A 14,967-nucleotide genomic window follows, 5' to 3' on the forward strand; every position below is an offset into this window, starting at 1 on the left:
TCAGGAGATGTCCCGTGAGCGCGCCAGCGCCGCGGTGATGGTGGCCGAGATCATCTTCAGGAACAGCGTGCCCATGCCCGGCTGGAAGCGGTCCGGGTCGGCGCTGCCGATGGCCAGGATGCCGCAGTCGCCGAGCCGCATCATCGCCACCGAATGGATCTGCGGGGCATCGACGCCGAACAGGCGCACGAGTTTTTCGCTCGCCAGCCGTCCGGACACGGGTTCGTTCTTGTGCAGGAACTCGCTGAATTCCGGCAGTGCGCTGGCGCCTTCGGGAATCTGCTGCATCCAGTCGGTGCGCGGCAGCTGCGGCTCGTCGCCGAACAGCAGCAGGCGTACCTGCTCGGTGTGGAAATCCGCGGACAGCCTGGCGATGACCGTGCGCACGGTGACCTCCATGGTGTTCGCCCGCAGCAGGGCCACGGTCAGCGCATGGACACGCTCCATCAGCTTTTCGTTCTCGGCGGCGATGGCGACCAGCTCGGCCAGCTGGCGTTCCAGTTCCGCGTTCTTGTCGCGCAGGCTCTGCAGCTGATAGACCGCCAGCGAGGCCACCGCGCCCTCGGGGCGCGGCATGGTCAGCTTGGCCGCCAGCTCGGGATACTCGCTGAGAAACTCCGGATGGCGCTTCAGGTAAGCGGCGACCACCCGGGCCTGGGTGGCATCGTCGAGCAGGGTTGCGGTCATGCGCGGAGTTCCTCGAACCGTTCCGGGGCACGCGCAGGATGCGTGCCGCCTGGCGCGAGTGTGCGATGGACCGGGGCGCGCTTCAACCGCCCCGGTCGCCGTCGACCGCGGGAACCGGCCATTCGCCCTCGAACACGAAGGCGGCCGGACCGGTCATCCACAGCGGATGGCCGGGGCCGGCCCAATCGATCCGCAACTTGCCGCCGGGCAGTTCGACGCTCACCGAGTCGCCCACCTCGCCGCGCTGGTGCAGCACCGCCATCGCGGCACAGGCGCCGGTGCCGCAGGCGCGCGTCCAGCCGGCGCCGCGTTCGTGCACGCGCAGACGCAACTGCGTGCGGTCCAGCTGCAGGACGAAGCCGGCGTTGGCGCCTTCGGCAAACCGCGGATGGCTGGTCAGCAGCGGACCGAGCTGCTCCAGCGCCGGGTCGGCCAGATCGGCCACGCTCACCACCGCGTGGGGATTGCCCATCGAGACGGCGCCGAACTCGACGCTTCGATCACCCGCGAGGATCTCGTAGCGATCCACCCTCGCCTCGGCCGACAGCGGAATGCGCGCGGGTTCGAACATGGGTTCGCCCATGTCCACGGTCACCTCGTGGGCGTCCAGCAGGCGTACCGTCACGGGCCCCGAAGGACTTTCGATCATCACCTGCTCGCCCAGCGCCAGCGCGCCGGCGCGATGCAGCCACGCCGCCACGCAACGCACGCCGTTGCCGCACTGGCCCGACGGCGAACCATCGGCATTCCAGATGCCGTAGTAGAACGCGCAGGACGGATCGCGCGCGGGCTCGACGCTCAGCAACTGGTCGAAACCGACGCCGACATGGCGATCGCCCAGCGCACGGATCTGTTCCGGGTTCAGCGGAAAAGGATGCTGCCGGCAATCCAGCACGACGAAGTCGTTGCCGATGCCGTGCATCTTGGAGAAGCGCAGCTGCATCGGGTCGTGCCGCTCAGCGTGGCTGGCTGGCCGGTGCAACCGTCGCCGGCGCCGTCGCGGTGGAAGCGGTGGCGGGATGGCTGGGCAGCACCAGCGGGCCCTTGTTGCCACAGCCGGCAAGCAGGACGAGGGCGAGGCAGCAGGCCAGCAGCGAAAGGGTACGGGACATGGCGGGATTTCCTGTGGATTCGCGCAGTATAGCGAGGCCGGGCACCCCGCTCAGCGGGCGCCGGTTATCATGCCGACGCAGGTCGCCGGCCGCGGCGACGAGGATTAAGACGATGGACTGGGCCACCCTGCTGCGCTTGCCGACGACCCTGCTGCTGGTGCTGGCTGCCGTGCTTGCACTGGCCACCCTGGTGCAACTGGTGGCCGTGCGTCAGCGCCTGCAAGGCGGTCGTCGACTGGCGGCCAGCTGGCGTGCGCTGCTCTGCCTGACCTGCCTCGCCCTGACCCTGCTGCTGGCCGGCGCCGGCTATGCCTTGCGCGGCTACCGCCTGTTGGGCGAAGAGGCGCCGGTGGTGGAGATCGACGCGCGGATACTGTCGCCGCAGCGCTGGGACGTCACCCTCAACTGGCCGGATGGAAGTACGCGCCAGGTGCAACTGGCGGGAGACCAGTGGCGCATCGAGGCCGTGGTGCTGAAATGGAAACTGCCGGCGCTGCTGGCCGGTGTGCCGCCGCTGTACCGGATCGACCGCCTGTCCGGCCGCTATGACGATGCGGCGCAGGAAATGAACGCGCCGCGCACGGTGATCGACTTCAGCGAGAACGGCCGCTTCGACCTGCTCGACCTCAAGAAGCAGTATCCGCGCTGGCTGCCCGAGGTGGACACGGTCTACGGCAGTGGCGCGTTCCTGCCGCTGGTCGACCAGGGCCACTACACGGTGAGCCTGATGCGCACCGGCGCGCTGGTGGCGCGGCCGGACGAGGCGACCGAGCGGCGCATCGGGCAGCCGCTGGGTGGCTGAACGGACCGGCGCTCAGTCCAGCGACTTTTCATAACGCCACGCGTCCGCGCCGTCCTGGTAGTAGCGCTCGTAGCGGCCGATGCGCTGGAACCCCGCGCGCTCGTACAAGCCGATCGCAGCGGCGTTGTCGGTGCGTACTTCCAGTCGCAGCGCGCGGCAGCCGCGATGCCGACAGGCATTCACCACCGCTTCGAGCAAGGCTGCACCGACACCCTGGCCACGTGCCTCGGGCCGGGTCGCCAGCGAATAGAGCCGACCCACGCCACTGCGCTTGCGGAAAAACAGCACGGCGCTGCCCAGCAACGGCCGAGGGTGGCCGGTGGCGACCAGGATCATCGCGGTATCGCTGTCCAGGTGGCGGCGATACTGCGCGCGGCTGAGTCGGTCGCTGCTGAAGCTGCGCTGTTCCAGGGCGACCAGCTCGTCCAGGTCGGACGAGGCAGCTCGGCGCACGCGCGCGCCGGCGGGAACGGGCGGCACATCGGCGGATTCCGCCACGACGCGGCGCGCGGAGTCGGGTGAGGCTAGGGGCGTTTGAGTCGGCACGCGCGGACTCTAGCAGCCGGCGGGCCGGAAGGTGCGCATCGCAGTGCCTTCGTGCCGTTTAGTCACGCTTCAGCGCCTGCCCTTGTGCAGCGTGGTTGCTGTGCCAAACTGCGCGACTTGCACGTACCGCCCTGCCCACGCAGGCCTGTCCGCCGTCGCCGCATCGCCTGAGTGGTGTCATGACCCGTCTGGTCATCGTTGTCGAAAAAGCCTCCGACTGGGGCTCGTACTATCCGTCCGTCGATGTCATGAGCGCGATGGACTACCTGCGCAAGCCGGTCGGCGGCGACGACGAGCGCACCCACGTGATCAACCTGTGCCGCAGTTACAAATATCTGGGCACCGGCTACTACGTGTCGCTGCTGGCCGAGGCGCGCGGGCACAAGGTGATGCCGTCGGTGCGCACGGTGAACGACCTGCGCCGGCGCTCGCTGTACGGCCTGGACATCGACGACCTAAACCAGAAGCTCACCCACTTCCTGCCTGCCGGCGGGCGCGACACCACCGATTTCGGCATCCTGGTCTACTTCGGCGAGACCGCCTACCCGGCGCTGCAGGACCTGGCCCGGCAGGTGTTCGAAATGTTCCCCTGCCCGTTGCTGCGCATCGAGTTCGAGCGCGACCGCGTGTGGCAGGTCAGCTCGATCAAGCCGGTCGGCCTGCACACGCTGGACGACGCCCAGGAAGACGCCTTCGCCGAGGAGCTCGATCGCTTCTCGCGCAAGTTGTGGCGCAAGCCGCGTGCGCGCCGGCAGTTCCGCTACGACCTCGCGATGCTGGTCGATCCGAAGGAAAAGATGCCGCCGTCGAACAAGAAGGCGTTGAAGGCCTTCATCGACGCGGGCAAGGAACTCGGCATCGAGGTCGACCCGATCGGCAAGAACGACTACCAGCGGCTGGCCGAATATGACGGTCTGTTCATCCGCGAGACCACCGCCTCGGACAACCACACCTACCGCTTCGCCCATCGCGCGGAGAAGGAAGGCATGGTGGTGATCGACGACCCCAGCTCGATCCTGCGCTGTACCAACAAGATCTACCTCAACGACCTGATGGTCTCGCGCAAGCTCGCTGTCCCTCGTACGGAAATTCTCTACCGCGACGACAGCAAGGGCATGAAGGAAGTCGTCGCCAAGCTGGGCTTCCCGCTGGTGCTGAAGATCCCGGACGGTTCGTTCTCGCGGGGCGTGGTCAAGGTCGAGGACGAGGCGGCGCTGGCCGCCGCGGCCAGCGGCCTGTTCCAGCACAGCGCGCTGCTGCTGGCGCAGGAATACGTCTACACCGAATTCGACTGGCGCATCGGCGTGCTCAACCGCGAGCCGCTGTACGCCTGCAAGTACTACATGTCGCGCGGCCACTGGCAGATCTACAACCACGGCGCCAAGGGCACCGCGAAGTCCGGCGGCTTCGAGACGATTGCGGTGAAGGACGCGCCGGCCGAGGTGGTCAAGCTGGCGCTGAAGGCGACCCAGCCGATCGGCGATGGCCTCTACGGCGTCGACCTGAAGCAGGTCGGCAGCAAGCCTGTGGTGATCGAGGTCAACGACAATCCGTCGATCGATGCCGGCGTCGAGGACGCCCATCTCGGCGACGAGTTGTACTCGCGCATCATGCAGGAGTTCCTGCGCCGGATGGAGCGCAAGCGCCAGGGCGGCAGCGCGCGCTGAGAGGTTGTGAGTTTTCAACCTCTCAGGTCGGCCATGGATGACCGAGCATGAAGCAGTCATGCAAGTGACTGTTTCATGTGAGCGAGTCCGGGCGTGTACCGGACTCGCGATAGAAGGAAACCACAGGAAGTGGCTTTCTTCACAGGCGCTGAGCGCAGGACGATCGTCTCGTGCAGAGGGCGGGTCGGGGCCGATGGCGCCTCGACGGTTCCCGCGATGTCCCGTGCGCAACGGGCGGGTTCAGGCAGACGCCCTTCGTCAGCGGGGCGACGCTGACGCGATTTCCTTCCTGGTGAGATTGCAACGCAGCGTGTCGTCGCTGCCGTCGTCGTAATCCTGGCGCGAACGGTAGCCCGTGGCATTCCAGTATTCCGGATGTTCGGCATCCCGCTCCAGCGAAATCACCGCGAAGGCGCAGGCGGAACCCGGCTTCAACAGGAAGACCCTGCGCGTCGCGCCGCCAACGGCGGGCTGGTCGAGCACTTCGTAGGCTGTTCTTGCACAGCTCGCAAACGGGGTGTGCCACGCGATGATCCTGGCCTGCACCAACAGGACGCCCCGACATTGCCGGCCGCTTCCCTCGAACTGGCCAGTCAGCATGGCATCGCCCGCGTTGGCGCAACCGACCAGCAGGATCAGGCCCGCCAGCACGGCCATCCTGCGTCGGATCACGGCCGGCATGGCGGCACGTTGCCCTGCTGGATGACCGACAGGGCGAAATCCAGCTTTTTCGCGCAGGCCGCGTCGTCATACATGGCGACGTTTGCCGTGGTGGCAGCCCGCCATCCCGCGACCGTCTGGCGGGGCCTTTTGATATTTCAGAACCTGGCCTGGGTGCAGCCCACGCACCCCGGGGTTCCATGCCTGCATGACCGCAACCGTGCTTCCGTGCGCATGCGCCAGCTTGTCGAAGCTGTCGCCAGCCTTCACGGTCAGCTGGTGGATCGTGTTGTCCTTGTCGAGCACGTCCTTCACCTCGAACCCTGCGAGTTTGAGCAGCAGATAACCCACGCCTGCGCGAATGTTGTAAAGCGGCGTCGTGCGCACGGCCTTCCTGGTCAGCGGCTGCTTCCAGGCCGGAAGAATCAGGCGTGACGCCGGCGCTCCCGACAGCAACTGATCCGGCCCTGGATCATTGCACCCGGGCGCCGAGCCGGTGCCGGATACCGGCCACGTCGGGCCGTCCTGCGACGTTGAACGCCAACGTCGAGGGTGGCGCTGGAGCTGCTGCGGGAATACTGAAAAGTCGTAGGCAGATATCGACTCGCCGGCTGCCCTGCAAGGAACCGGCCGGACAATCCGCCGGGGTCACATGGCGCGGCGGATCGCGCGTCGCTGCGGTCGGCACAACGCCAGCACCTGCCGCGGCAGCGTCGGCTCCAGCACCAGCACCACGATCATTGGCGCGCCGCACAGCCAGAACGCCGGCGTCCAGCCGAGCAGCTCCGTATGAGCTGGCACCAGCATGCTCAGAAGCAACAGGGTTCCGCCCAGCAACCAGAGCACGGCGGCGCCGAGCAGGCGCAGGTGGCGCGGCGAGGGCAGGACGGGCATGCGCATGGGAGCTCTCCTCGGACAGGTTGTCCGCAAGTTGCCGGACCGCCATCTCATCACCTGCGACTTCGCTTCCCCAAAAATCCGGCTTGTAGAATAGTGGCCAGACATCCTGCGGGGAATCGCATGCCCATCGCCCAGTTCGCCGTATTCGGCCATCCGATCAGCCATTCGCTGTCACCGCGCATCCACCAGGCGTTCGCGCAACAGTTCGGCATCGAACTGGAATACCGCGCGGTCGACGCGGCCCCGGCCGATTTCGCCGAGGCCGTGCGGCGGTTCTTTGCCAGCGGCGGTCGCGGCGCCAACGTCACCCTGCCGCACAAGGCCGCCGCCTTCGCGCTGGCCGACCAGCGCAGCGCGGCCGCCACCCGCGCCGGCAGCGCGAACGTGCTGACCCGGCTGCCTGACGGCGAGCTGGCGGCACACAACACCGATGGTGCAGGCATGGTGCGCGACATCACCGAGCGCCACGACCTGGACCTGCGCGGCCATACCGCGCTGCTGCTGGGCGCGGGCGGCGCCGCGCATGGCGTGGCGTGGAACCTGCTGGACGCCGGCGTGGAAACGCTGACCATCGTCAACCGTTCGCCCGAAGCGGCCGATGTGCTGGCCGACGCGATCGGCGACCCGGCGCGTGCGCACACGCGCTACTGGGACGACCTGGCCCATATCGGCAGCTACGACCTGATCGTCAACGCGACCTCGGCCGGCGTGCTGGGCGTGGCGCTGCAACTGCCGTTTTCGCTGATCGGCGCGCGTGCGCTGTGTTACGACCTGTCCTACGGCTCCGCCGCCGGCAGCTTCCTGGCCTGGGCCAAGGCGGCGAGTGCGCGCTATGCCGTCGACGGCCTCGGCATGCTGGTGGAAACCGCGGCCGACGCGTTCGAGTTGTGGCATGGCCGGCGCCCCGAGACCGAACCGGTCTATCAGTCCCTGCGTCAGCAAGCCGCGTGAGTTCGGCGATTTGCCGGATCGGTTGCGGCGCCTGCTGCATCGCGCCGTCGATCTCCTCGCCGATTCCCGGCATGCCGAACGGCAAGCCGGCCGGCTTGCGCTGCGTGCAACTCACCGACGACAACCGCTGCGCGATCTTCGGCCGGCCCGAGCGCCCGGCGGTGTGCAGCAGCCTGCGCGCCGAGCCGGCGATGTGCGGTAAGGATCGCGCCCATGCGCTGGCGTGGCTGGCGCGACTGGAAGCGGCCACGGCGACGACGTGAGCGCCGCGCCACACGACTGCAACAAATCGCCGCCAAGATGCCGCCACCCGCCGGGAGCGCGTCGATGACGGAGGCTCCAGTGCGCGGCCATCGCTTGTGCAGCAGGTGTTATGTCCCGCTTCCTTTCCGCCGTGTCGCATCGACACGCGCTTGCTCTTGTCTCCTTGCTGGTGCTGGTCGCGGCTGTCGGGATTTTCCGGCATGGCCAGGCGGCGGCGAATGCCGCGATCGAGGACGCCGCGTTGTCGACTGGCTGGGTGAGCGAGGCATCGACCGACGATGCGCAGAGCGGCACCGGCATCCTGCTCGGGCTGGCCCGCGACGCGATGCGGGACGGTCGACTGGTGGCGCCGGCAGGCAGCAACGCGTTCGAGTTCTACCTCAGCGTGCTGCAGCTGGAGCCGGCAAACCTGACCGCCCACGAGGCCCTGCGCGAATCGTTCGTGCGCGCCTCGGAAGAGATCGAACGCACCATCAACCGGAAAGACCTCGAAGAGGCGCGGCGCGAGATCGACCTGCTGCGTGAGTTCGACAGCGACAACTTCACGCTGGCCCTGCTTGGCGGCAAGCTTTCCGCCGCGCGCAACCTCATGACGAAGCAGCACGAGGCGGAGGCGGAGCGCATCCGCCAGGCAAGGGCTGCGGGAAGCTGAGCCGGCATGGCCGTCAACGCAGCGACGGTTCCGCCCTTCGCCACAGCAGGACGCCCGGCTCCGGCTGCATGAACGCGCAGTGGTCGGTGAGGTCGAGGCAGATCGCCTTCTTGCGGCGCAGCCGGTTGCAGCTGCGCGGAAACAGCGCGCGCGGTGCGGTCATTCGACCCCGGCCAGGTAGCGATCCTTCAGCCGCACGTAATGGTCGGCCGAGTAATGCAGCTGCTCGATCTGGCGGTCGCTGAGCAGGCGCACGAACCGCGCCGGGTTGCCCAGCCACAGCTCGCGCTCGCCGATCACCTTGCCCGGCGCCACCAGGCTGCCGGCGCCGACGAAGCCGTATTTGTGGACGATCGCGCCGTCCATCACGGTGGCATGCATGCCGATCATGCAGTAGTCGCCAATGGTGCAGGCATGCACCACGGCGGCGTGGCCGATGGTGACGCCCTCGCCGATCAGGCAGGGAAAGCCCGGACCGTACGGACCGGCGTGGGCCACGTGCACCACGCTGCCGTCCTGGATGCTGGTCCTTGCGCCGACGCGGATGTGGTGGACGTCGCCGCGCAGCACCGTGCCGGGCCAGATCGAGACATCGTCGCCGAGCACCACGTCACCGATCACGCTGGCGGCCGGATCGACGTAGACGCGTTGACCGAGGGTGGGCGTGACGCCCTGGAAGCTGCGCAAGGAGTTCATCCGGGCATTCTAGCGGCGGGGCCGCGTCGTCACGTCGCCGCGCTTGATTTCGCCCCGTCCGGTTGCCACGCTGGCGCATCGCAAAGGAGCGTTCATGAGTCACGACAACCCCCTGCTGGCTGACGATACCTTGCCGGCGTTCTCGCAGATCCGCCCCGGACACGTGCTGCCGGCCGTCGAGTCCATCCTGGCCGACTATCGCGCCGGCATCGACGCCTTGCTGGCGCCCGCCTCGCCGCGCGACTTCGCCACCGTGATGCTGACCCAGGAGCGGCTGGAGCAGCGGCTGGCGCGCGCATGGGCGCCGGTGTCACATCTGCATTCCGTCGCCGACAGCGAGGCGCTGCGCGAGGTCTACGCGCCGGCCGAGGAGAAGCTCACCGACCACGCGATCGAACTGGGCCAGAACCGCGAGCTGTACGCCGCGGTGCAGGCGCTGGCCGATGCGGCGGACTTTCCGTCGCTGCCACGGCCGGAGCGTGCGCTGGTCGAGCACGCCTTGCGGGATTTCCGCCTGTCCGGCGTGGCGCTCGAAGAGCCGGCACGCTCGCGCTTCCGCGAGATCGGCGTCGAGCTCAGCAGGCTTTCGACCGAATTTTCCAACGCCGTGCTCGATGCCAGCGAGGCGTGGCACGAACACGTCACCGACGAGCGCGATCTCGCCGGCATCCCCGATTCCGGTCGCGCGGTGCTGCGCCAGTACGCCGAAGACCAGCAGCTGGATGGCTACCTGGTCACCCTGAAGCAGCCCAGCGTGCAGGCGGTGCTGACCTACGCCGACAACCGCGGCCTGCGCGAACGGGTCTACTGGGCGTACCAGACGCGCGCTTCGGACCAGGGCCCGAACGCGGGCAAGTTCGACAACAGCGCACGCATCGAGCAGATCATGGCGCTGCGCCACGAGGCGGCCGGCCTGCTGGGCTTCGCCAACGCCGCCGAGGAGTCGCTGGCGACCAAGATGGCCGGCTCGCCGACCGAGGTGCTGGAATTCCTGCACGACCTGGCCGCCCGCGCCAAGCCGGTGGCGCAACAGGAACTGGCCGCCCTGCGCGCCTTTGCCCGCGAGGAATTGCAGCTCGACAACCTCGAACCGTGGGACGTCGGCTATGCGTCGGAGAAGCTGCGCCAGCGCGAGTACGCGCTGGACGAGGAGCAGCTGAAGCCGTACTTCCCCTTGCCGGCCGTGATCGATGGACTGTTCGGCCTCACCGAAAAGCTTTACGGCATCACCCTCGCCGTGCGCGATGGCGTCGACGTATGGCATCCGGACGTGCGCTATTACGACGTGCGTGATGCCGATGGCCAGGTGTTCGCCGGCGCCTATGTCGACCTGTACGCGCGCAATGGCAAGCGCGGCGGCGCGTGGATGGATGTGTGCCGCGCCCGTTTCGACGACGGCGACCGGAAGCAGCTGCCGGTGGCCTTCCTCACCTGCAATTTCGCGCCGCCGACCGAGGGCAAGCCGGCCCTGCTCACTCATGACGACGTGCTGACCCTGTTCCACGAATTCGGCCACGGCCTGCACCACCTGCTGACCGGGATCGCGCTGCCCTCGATCGGCGGCATCGATGGCGTCGAATGGGACGCGGTGGAGCTGCCCAGCCAGTTCATGGAAAATTTCGGCTGGAACCGCGAGGCGCTGGACCTGTTCGCGCGGCATTACGAGACCGGCGAACGCCTGCCGGATGCGTTGTTCGAGCGCATGCTGGCCGCGCGCCACTTCCACGCGGGACTGTTCCTGGTGCGCCAGCTGGAATTCGCCCTGTTCGATTTCCTGCTGCACCTGGAGTACGAGCCGACGCAAGGCGCGCGCACGCTGGCGGTGCTGGAGCAGGTCCGCAAGCAGGTGGCCGTGCTGCATCCGCCGGCCTGGCAGCGCTTTCCGCACGGCTTCAGCCACATCTTCGCCGGTGGCTACGCCGCCGGTTACTACAGCTATCTGTGGGCCGAACTGCTCAGCGCCGATGCGTTCGGCGAGTTCGAGGAACATGGCGTCATCGATCGCGCCACCGGCGAGCGCTTCCGCGCCGAGTTCCTGTCGGTGGGTGCCAGCCGGCCGGCACTGGAAAGCTTCATCGCCTTCCGTGGCCGCAAGCCGGAACCCGAGGCGCTGCTGCGCAGCCACGGGCTGCTCTGACCGACGCAACGCCGCGGCCATCGCCGCGGCGTTGTCCGGGAAAGTCCAGACGCCGGGCAAGAAAAAACCCGCCGAAGCGGGTTTCTTCAAGACCGCTCAATTCCCGGGGGAATCAGGCAACCTGGACTTCCTCAGCCTGCAGGCCTTTCTGGCCCTTGGTGACGACGAACGTGACGCGCTGGCCTTCCTGCAGGGACTTGAAGCCCGTGCCCTGGATCGCGCGGAAATGCACGAACAGGTCGTCACCGCTTTCCGGGGTGATGAAGCCAAAACCCTTGGCGTCGTTGAACCACTTGACTGTACCGCTCTGACGATCCGACATGTAACATTACCTTTGAAGCATGGATGATTTGCGGCCCTTGGCGGCGTGCGCCGAACCGCAATAGAAGCAAGCGGTCGCCTTTACGCGGTACTCTTGCTCGACCAGCATACACCGTATTTCGGCGGTTTGCTGGGTTTTTCAGGCAAACGTCCCCGAACCCGCGTTTCCGTTCATCGAAACCGCCGCCTTGCCCCCGAAAGTCGCGTCGCCACGGCCCGCCTGCGCTGCCTCGTTCCGGCGCTTCCCCGTACAATGACCCGATGAAAGTCGCCTCATGGAACGTCAATTCGCTGAAAGTGCGCCTGCCGCACCTGACCCAGTGGCTGGCTGACGCGCAGCCGGACGTGGTGGCGCTGCAGGAAACCAAGCTGGAAGACGCGAAGTTCCCGGTCGACGAGCTGGCTGCCGCCGGCTACCGGGCGGTGTATTCCGGCCAGAAGACCTACAACGGGGTGGCGATCCTGGCCCGCGAGGAGCCGGCCGACATCATCACCGACATCCCCGGCCTCGATGATCCGCAGCGCCGCATCCTGGCGGCGACTGTCGGCGGTCTGCGGGTGGTCGACCTGTACGTGGTCAACGGCAAGGCGGTCGGCGACGAAAAATATGCCTACAAGCTGGACTGGATGGCGAAAGTGCGCGAGTTCCTGGCGCGCGAGCACGAGCGTCACCCGAACCTGGTGGTGCTGGGCGATTTCAACATCTGCCCGGACGACCGCGACGTCTATGATCCGGCGGCCTGGGGCGAGGACATCCTCTGCTCGCCGCCGGAACGCGCCGCGCTCAAGGCCATCACCGACCTCGGCCTGCATGACAGTTTCCGCCTGTTCCAGCCCGAGGCCGGGCACTTCAGCTGGTGGGACTATCGGCAGGCGGCATTCCGCCGCAACATGGGCCTGCGCATCGATCTGATCCTGATCGGCGAGGCGTTGAAATCCGCTGCCACGGCGGCAGCGATCGACCGCGAACCGCGACGCTGGGAACGCCCTTCCGATCACACGCCGGTGACGCTGGAACTGGATATATGAACGACATGACGAAAGCCGAATGGCCCAGCTCGCTGGACGACAGCGAACTGGAAGAACTGGATCGCTACCTGCGCGCGCATACCAGCGAAGGCGACCTGCTGCTCGACGGCGTCCACGGCCTGCTCAGCGCTCTGGCGGTGGGCCCGCTGCTGGTGCTGCCCGACGAATGGCTGCATGAAGTGCTGCACGAGCCGTTCACCGACGAGGACGAAGGCAATCGCGTGCTGGCCTTGCTGGCCAAGCTCAACGATTCGATCAGCGCCGAGCTCGATGTCGACGCCTATGAGCCGATCCTGGGCGAAGTGGAGATGGAAGGCGGCCCGATGCTGTCGGCCGCGGGCTGGTGCGAGGGCTTCAGCCGCGGCATCGACTTGCGCGCGGCGCTGTGGGAAAACCGCCTGGCCGAAGACCCGCAACTGATGGAACTGCTGGGTCCGGTGATGGCTCTGGCCGTCGACGAGGGCATCCTCAGTGCCGACACCGAATTCGAGAAACTCAGCGAAGAAGAGTACGACGAATGCCTGGCCCAGGTGCCCACCGTGCTTGGTGCGGTCAACCAGTACTGGCAGGCCAAACCCGCCACTGAAGCCGAAGTGGAGACGATGGTGTTGCAGCAACGTCCCGGCAAGCAGGAAGAGGCCACCCCGCCGCGCCAGCGCAGCGGCCACTGGGTGCACTGAACAGGGTTTTGCCTGGCTGCAGGCGCGTTTCCGTTTATCCCGGAGTCGCCGTGTCCGAAGTCGGTTTGTACCACCCGCTCAACACGCTGAAGCCGGTCGCCAGCGGCCTCTGGATCGTCGACGGCCCGCTGGTGCACATGGCCGCACTGGGGCTGCGGGCACCGTTTCCCACCCGCATGACGGTGGTGCGGCTGGCCGATGGCGGTTTGTGGTGCCACTCGCCGATCGCGCCCGACGAAGCCTTGTTCGCCGCGATCGACGCACTCGGCCCGGTGCGTCATCTGGTGTCGCCGAACCTGCTGCACTACGCGCACATCGCGGCCTGGAAACGGCGCTATCCGCAGGCGACGGCGTGGGCCTCGCCGGGCGTGCGCGAACGCGCCGCCAGCCAGCACATCGAGGTCGCGTTCGACGCGGATCTCGACGATGCGCCGCCTCCGGCCTGGGCCGCCACGATTGACCAGCTGCGTTTTCGCGGCAGCCGGGTGATGCAGGAAATCGTCTTCCTGCATCGCGCCAGCGCAACCCTGATCCTGGCCGACCTGATCGAGAACTTCGAAGCGGAAAAACTCCCGCCAGCGATGCGCTGGATGGCGCGACTGGGCGGCGTGATCGATCCCGACGGCAAGGCGCCGCTGGACCTGCGCCTGACCTACGTCGGGCGCAAGGACGAGGCGCGCACTTGCCTGGCGCGCATGCTGGCGTGGCAGCCGCAGCGGGTGATTCTCGCCCACGGTCGCTGTTATCCGGACGACGCGCCGGCCGAGCTGGCCCGGGCATTCCGCTGGCTCGACTGACCCCGGCGTTGCCCCTGCCGGAACGATCCGTTCCCGCGCCGGCGCTTGGACAGACGCTCGAACGGGGCCATCTTGGCGGCCAGTCCTTCCCTCCACCGGAGCAAGCCATGAGCGATCGCCACATCACCCGCCGCATCCGCGGCATGGACACCTCCGACGGCGCCGGCGTGAAGCTGAAGCGCGTGATCGGCCAGCCCGGGCTGGACATGCTCGATCCGTTCCTGCTGCTGGACGAGTTCCGTTCCGACCAGGCCGGCGACTACATCGCGGGCTTTCCCGAGCATCCGCATCGCGGCTTCGAGACCGTCACCTACATGCTGGCCGGCCACATGCAGCACGGCGACAACCACGGCAACCGGGGCGACCTCACCCCGGGCAGCGTGCAGTGGATGACCGCCGGCCGCGGCATCCTGCATTCGGAAATGCCGCAGCAGGAAGACGGCCTGATGTGGGGCTTCCAGCTGTGGGTGAACCTGCCGGCGAAGGACAAGATGACCGCACCGCGCTATCAGGACATCGGCCCGGAACGGATTCCCGTGGTGCATCCGGCAGCCGGCGTCGAGGTGAAGGTGATCGCCGGTGAACTGGCCGGTGCCAGCGGACCGGTCGAAGGCATCGTCACCGCGCCGGTGTACCTGGACATCAGCCTGCAGCCCGGCGCGCAGTTCACGCTGGATCTGCCCGCCGGCCATCACGGCTTCGCCTACGTGTTCGAGGGCGAATCAGCCCTGGTCGGCGGCGAATCACTGCGGCGCAGCGAACTGGGCGTGCTGTCCGAAGGCGAACGACTGCAGCTGGCCGGCGGTGACCAGCCCTCACGCCTGCTGGTGGTCGCCGGCAGGCCGCTCAAGGAGAGCGTGGCGCGCTACGGGCCGTTCGTGATGAACACGCCCGAGCAGATCCACGAAGCGATCGCCGACTTCCGCGCCGGCCGCTTTTAATCAGATAACGCGCTTCTTGCGCGTTGCTCCCTCTCCCCCGGCGACCGCAGGAAGTCCCCTTGCGGGAGAGGGGTTGGGGTGAGGGTCCACGCGTCCAGCGTTGCCTGGGCGAAGCGCGCTTCTGT

The 14,967-nt window shown here is 67.5% G+C and carries 20 protein-coding genes; 10 read left to right on the forward strand and 10 right to left on the reverse strand.

Annotation, left to right across the window (positions count from 1 at the left end):
* The 3 genes from UU7_RS15305 to lptM all read right to left on the reverse strand — a co-directional run bounded on the left by UU7_RS15305 (position 1) and on the right by lptM (position 1,799).
* A complete protein-coding gene (locus tag UU7_RS15305) occupies positions 1-687 on the reverse strand; it encodes a DUF484 family protein (protein WP_007809862.1) in 687 nt (228 codons plus the stop codon).
* Between the two features lie 82 nt (positions 688-769).
* Positions 770-1,630, reverse strand: a complete 861-nt coding sequence (gene dapF, locus UU7_RS15310) for a diaminopimelate epimerase (RefSeq protein ID WP_007809863.1) — start codon at positions 1,628-1,630, stop codon at positions 770-772.
* 13 nt (positions 1,631-1,643) lie between these two features.
* Positions 1,644-1,799, reverse strand: coding sequence for an LPS translocon maturation chaperone LptM (gene lptM / locus UU7_RS18475; RefSeq protein ID WP_157582344.1), 156 nt, complete (start codon positions 1,797-1,799; stop codon positions 1,644-1,646).
* 112 nt (positions 1,800-1,911) lie between these two features.
* Between lptM and UU7_RS15315 the strand changes: the two genes are divergently transcribed.
* Positions 1,912-2,601 (forward strand): hypothetical protein, encoded by a 690-nt coding sequence (locus UU7_RS15315; protein WP_007809866.1) that lies wholly within the window; start codon positions 1,912-1,914, stop codon positions 2,599-2,601.
* Positions 2,602-2,613: 12 nt separating this feature from the next.
* On the opposite strand, the gene UU7_RS15320 is transcribed toward UU7_RS15315, so the two are convergent.
* Positions 2,614-3,054, reverse strand: a complete 441-nt coding sequence (locus tag UU7_RS15320; RefSeq protein ID WP_238530966.1) for a GNAT family N-acetyltransferase — start codon at positions 3,052-3,054, stop codon at positions 2,614-2,616.
* A gap of 272 nt (positions 3,055-3,326) precedes the next feature.
* Between UU7_RS15320 and UU7_RS15325 the strand changes: the two genes are divergently transcribed.
* Positions 3,327-4,814 carry a RimK family alpha-L-glutamate ligase gene (locus tag UU7_RS15325; protein ID WP_007809870.1) on the forward strand — a complete coding sequence of 496 codons (1,488 nt, stop codon included), beginning with the start codon at positions 3,327-3,329 and terminating at the stop codon, positions 4,812-4,814.
* Positions 4,815-5,072: 258 nt separating this feature from the next.
* Here the strand turns inward: UU7_RS15325 and UU7_RS17480 are convergent, their stop codons facing one another.
* The 3 genes from UU7_RS17480 to UU7_RS15340 form a co-directional block, all read right to left on the reverse strand.
* A complete protein-coding gene (locus UU7_RS17480; protein ID WP_157582346.1) occupies positions 5,073-5,465 on the reverse strand; it encodes a hypothetical protein in 393 nt (130 codons plus the stop codon).
* A 96-nt stretch (positions 5,466-5,561) separates the two neighbouring features.
* On the reverse strand, positions 5,562-5,861 hold the full coding sequence (locus UU7_RS18685; protein WP_162098654.1) for a LysM peptidoglycan-binding domain-containing protein: 300 nt from the start codon (positions 5,859-5,861) through the stop codon (positions 5,562-5,564).
* Positions 5,862-6,122: 261 nt separating this feature from the next.
* Positions 6,123-6,374: a hypothetical protein gene (locus UU7_RS15340; RefSeq protein ID WP_007809875.1), complete on the reverse strand. Its 252-nt coding sequence runs from the start codon at positions 6,372-6,374 to the stop codon at positions 6,123-6,125.
* Between the two features lie 120 nt (positions 6,375-6,494).
* Here UU7_RS15340 and aroE point away from each other — a divergent pair, with 120 nt between their 5' ends.
* From aroE to UU7_RS15355, 3 genes are all read left to right on the forward strand, one after another.
* Complete coding sequence (gene aroE, locus UU7_RS15345; protein WP_007809877.1) at positions 6,495-7,325, forward strand: shikimate dehydrogenase; 831 nt, start codon at positions 6,495-6,497, stop codon at positions 7,323-7,325.
* Positions 7,322-7,588: a YkgJ family cysteine cluster protein gene (locus UU7_RS15350; RefSeq protein ID WP_040673559.1), complete on the forward strand. Its 267-nt coding sequence runs from the start codon at positions 7,322-7,324 to the stop codon at positions 7,586-7,588. The genes aroE and UU7_RS15350 overlap by 4 nt, the downstream gene beginning before the upstream one ends.
* A gap of 110 nt (positions 7,589-7,698) precedes the next feature.
* Positions 7,699-8,241 carry a hypothetical protein gene (locus UU7_RS15355; RefSeq protein WP_040673561.1) on the forward strand — a complete coding sequence of 181 codons (543 nt, stop codon included), beginning with the start codon at positions 7,699-7,701 and terminating at the stop codon, positions 8,239-8,241.
* Between the two features lie 13 nt (positions 8,242-8,254).
* Here UU7_RS15355 and UU7_RS18480 read toward each other — a convergent pair whose 3' ends face one another.
* Both UU7_RS18480 and UU7_RS15360 read right to left on the reverse strand, forming a co-directional pair.
* Positions 8,255-8,404: a hypothetical protein gene (locus tag UU7_RS18480; protein ID WP_007809883.1), complete on the reverse strand. Its 150-nt coding sequence runs from the start codon at positions 8,402-8,404 to the stop codon at positions 8,255-8,257.
* The gene (locus tag UU7_RS15360; RefSeq protein WP_007809885.1) at positions 8,401-8,937 is read right to left on the reverse strand and encodes a gamma carbonic anhydrase family protein; all 537 of its coding nucleotides are present in this window, start codon (positions 8,935-8,937) and stop codon (positions 8,401-8,403) included. The genes UU7_RS18480 and UU7_RS15360 overlap by 4 nt, the downstream gene beginning before the upstream one ends.
* A 94-nt stretch (positions 8,938-9,031) precedes the next feature.
* On the opposite strand from UU7_RS15360, the gene UU7_RS15365 reads away from it, so the two are divergent.
* Positions 9,032-11,074, forward strand: a complete 2,043-nt coding sequence (locus UU7_RS15365; protein WP_007809887.1) for a M3 family metallopeptidase — start codon at positions 9,032-9,034, stop codon at positions 11,072-11,074.
* Positions 11,075-11,186: 112 nt separating this feature from the next.
* Here UU7_RS15365 and UU7_RS15370 read toward each other — a convergent pair whose 3' ends face one another.
* Complete coding sequence (locus UU7_RS15370; protein ID WP_007809889.1) at positions 11,187-11,396, reverse strand: cold-shock protein; 210 nt, start codon at positions 11,394-11,396, stop codon at positions 11,187-11,189.
* Positions 11,397-11,656: 260 nt separating this feature from the next.
* Between UU7_RS15370 and xth the strand changes: the two genes are divergently transcribed.
* The 4 genes from xth (at position 11,657) to UU7_RS15390 (ending at position 14,842) form a co-directional block, all read left to right on the forward strand.
* Complete coding sequence (xth, locus tag UU7_RS15375; protein ID WP_007809891.1) at positions 11,657-12,424, forward strand: exodeoxyribonuclease III; 768 nt, start codon at positions 11,657-11,659, stop codon at positions 12,422-12,424.
* Positions 12,421-13,104 (forward strand): YecA/YgfB family protein, encoded by a 684-nt coding sequence (locus UU7_RS15380; protein WP_007809892.1) that lies wholly within the window; start codon positions 12,421-12,423, stop codon positions 13,102-13,104. Before xth ends, UU7_RS15380 begins: the two co-directional genes overlap by 4 nt.
* Positions 13,105-13,154: 50 nt before the next feature.
* Positions 13,155-13,901: a DUF4336 domain-containing protein gene (locus UU7_RS15385; RefSeq protein ID WP_007809894.1), complete on the forward strand. Its 747-nt coding sequence runs from the start codon at positions 13,155-13,157 to the stop codon at positions 13,899-13,901.
* Positions 13,902-14,008: 107 nt separating this feature from the next.
* Complete coding sequence (locus UU7_RS15390) at positions 14,009-14,842, forward strand: pirin family protein (RefSeq protein WP_007809896.1); 834 nt, start codon at positions 14,009-14,011, stop codon at positions 14,840-14,842.
* Positions 14,843-14,967: the final 125 nt, after the last annotated feature.

The organism is Rhodanobacter spathiphylli B39, from assembly GCF_000264295.1.
Classification (GTDB): domain Bacteria; phylum Pseudomonadota; class Gammaproteobacteria; order Xanthomonadales; family Rhodanobacteraceae; genus Rhodanobacter; species Rhodanobacter spathiphylli.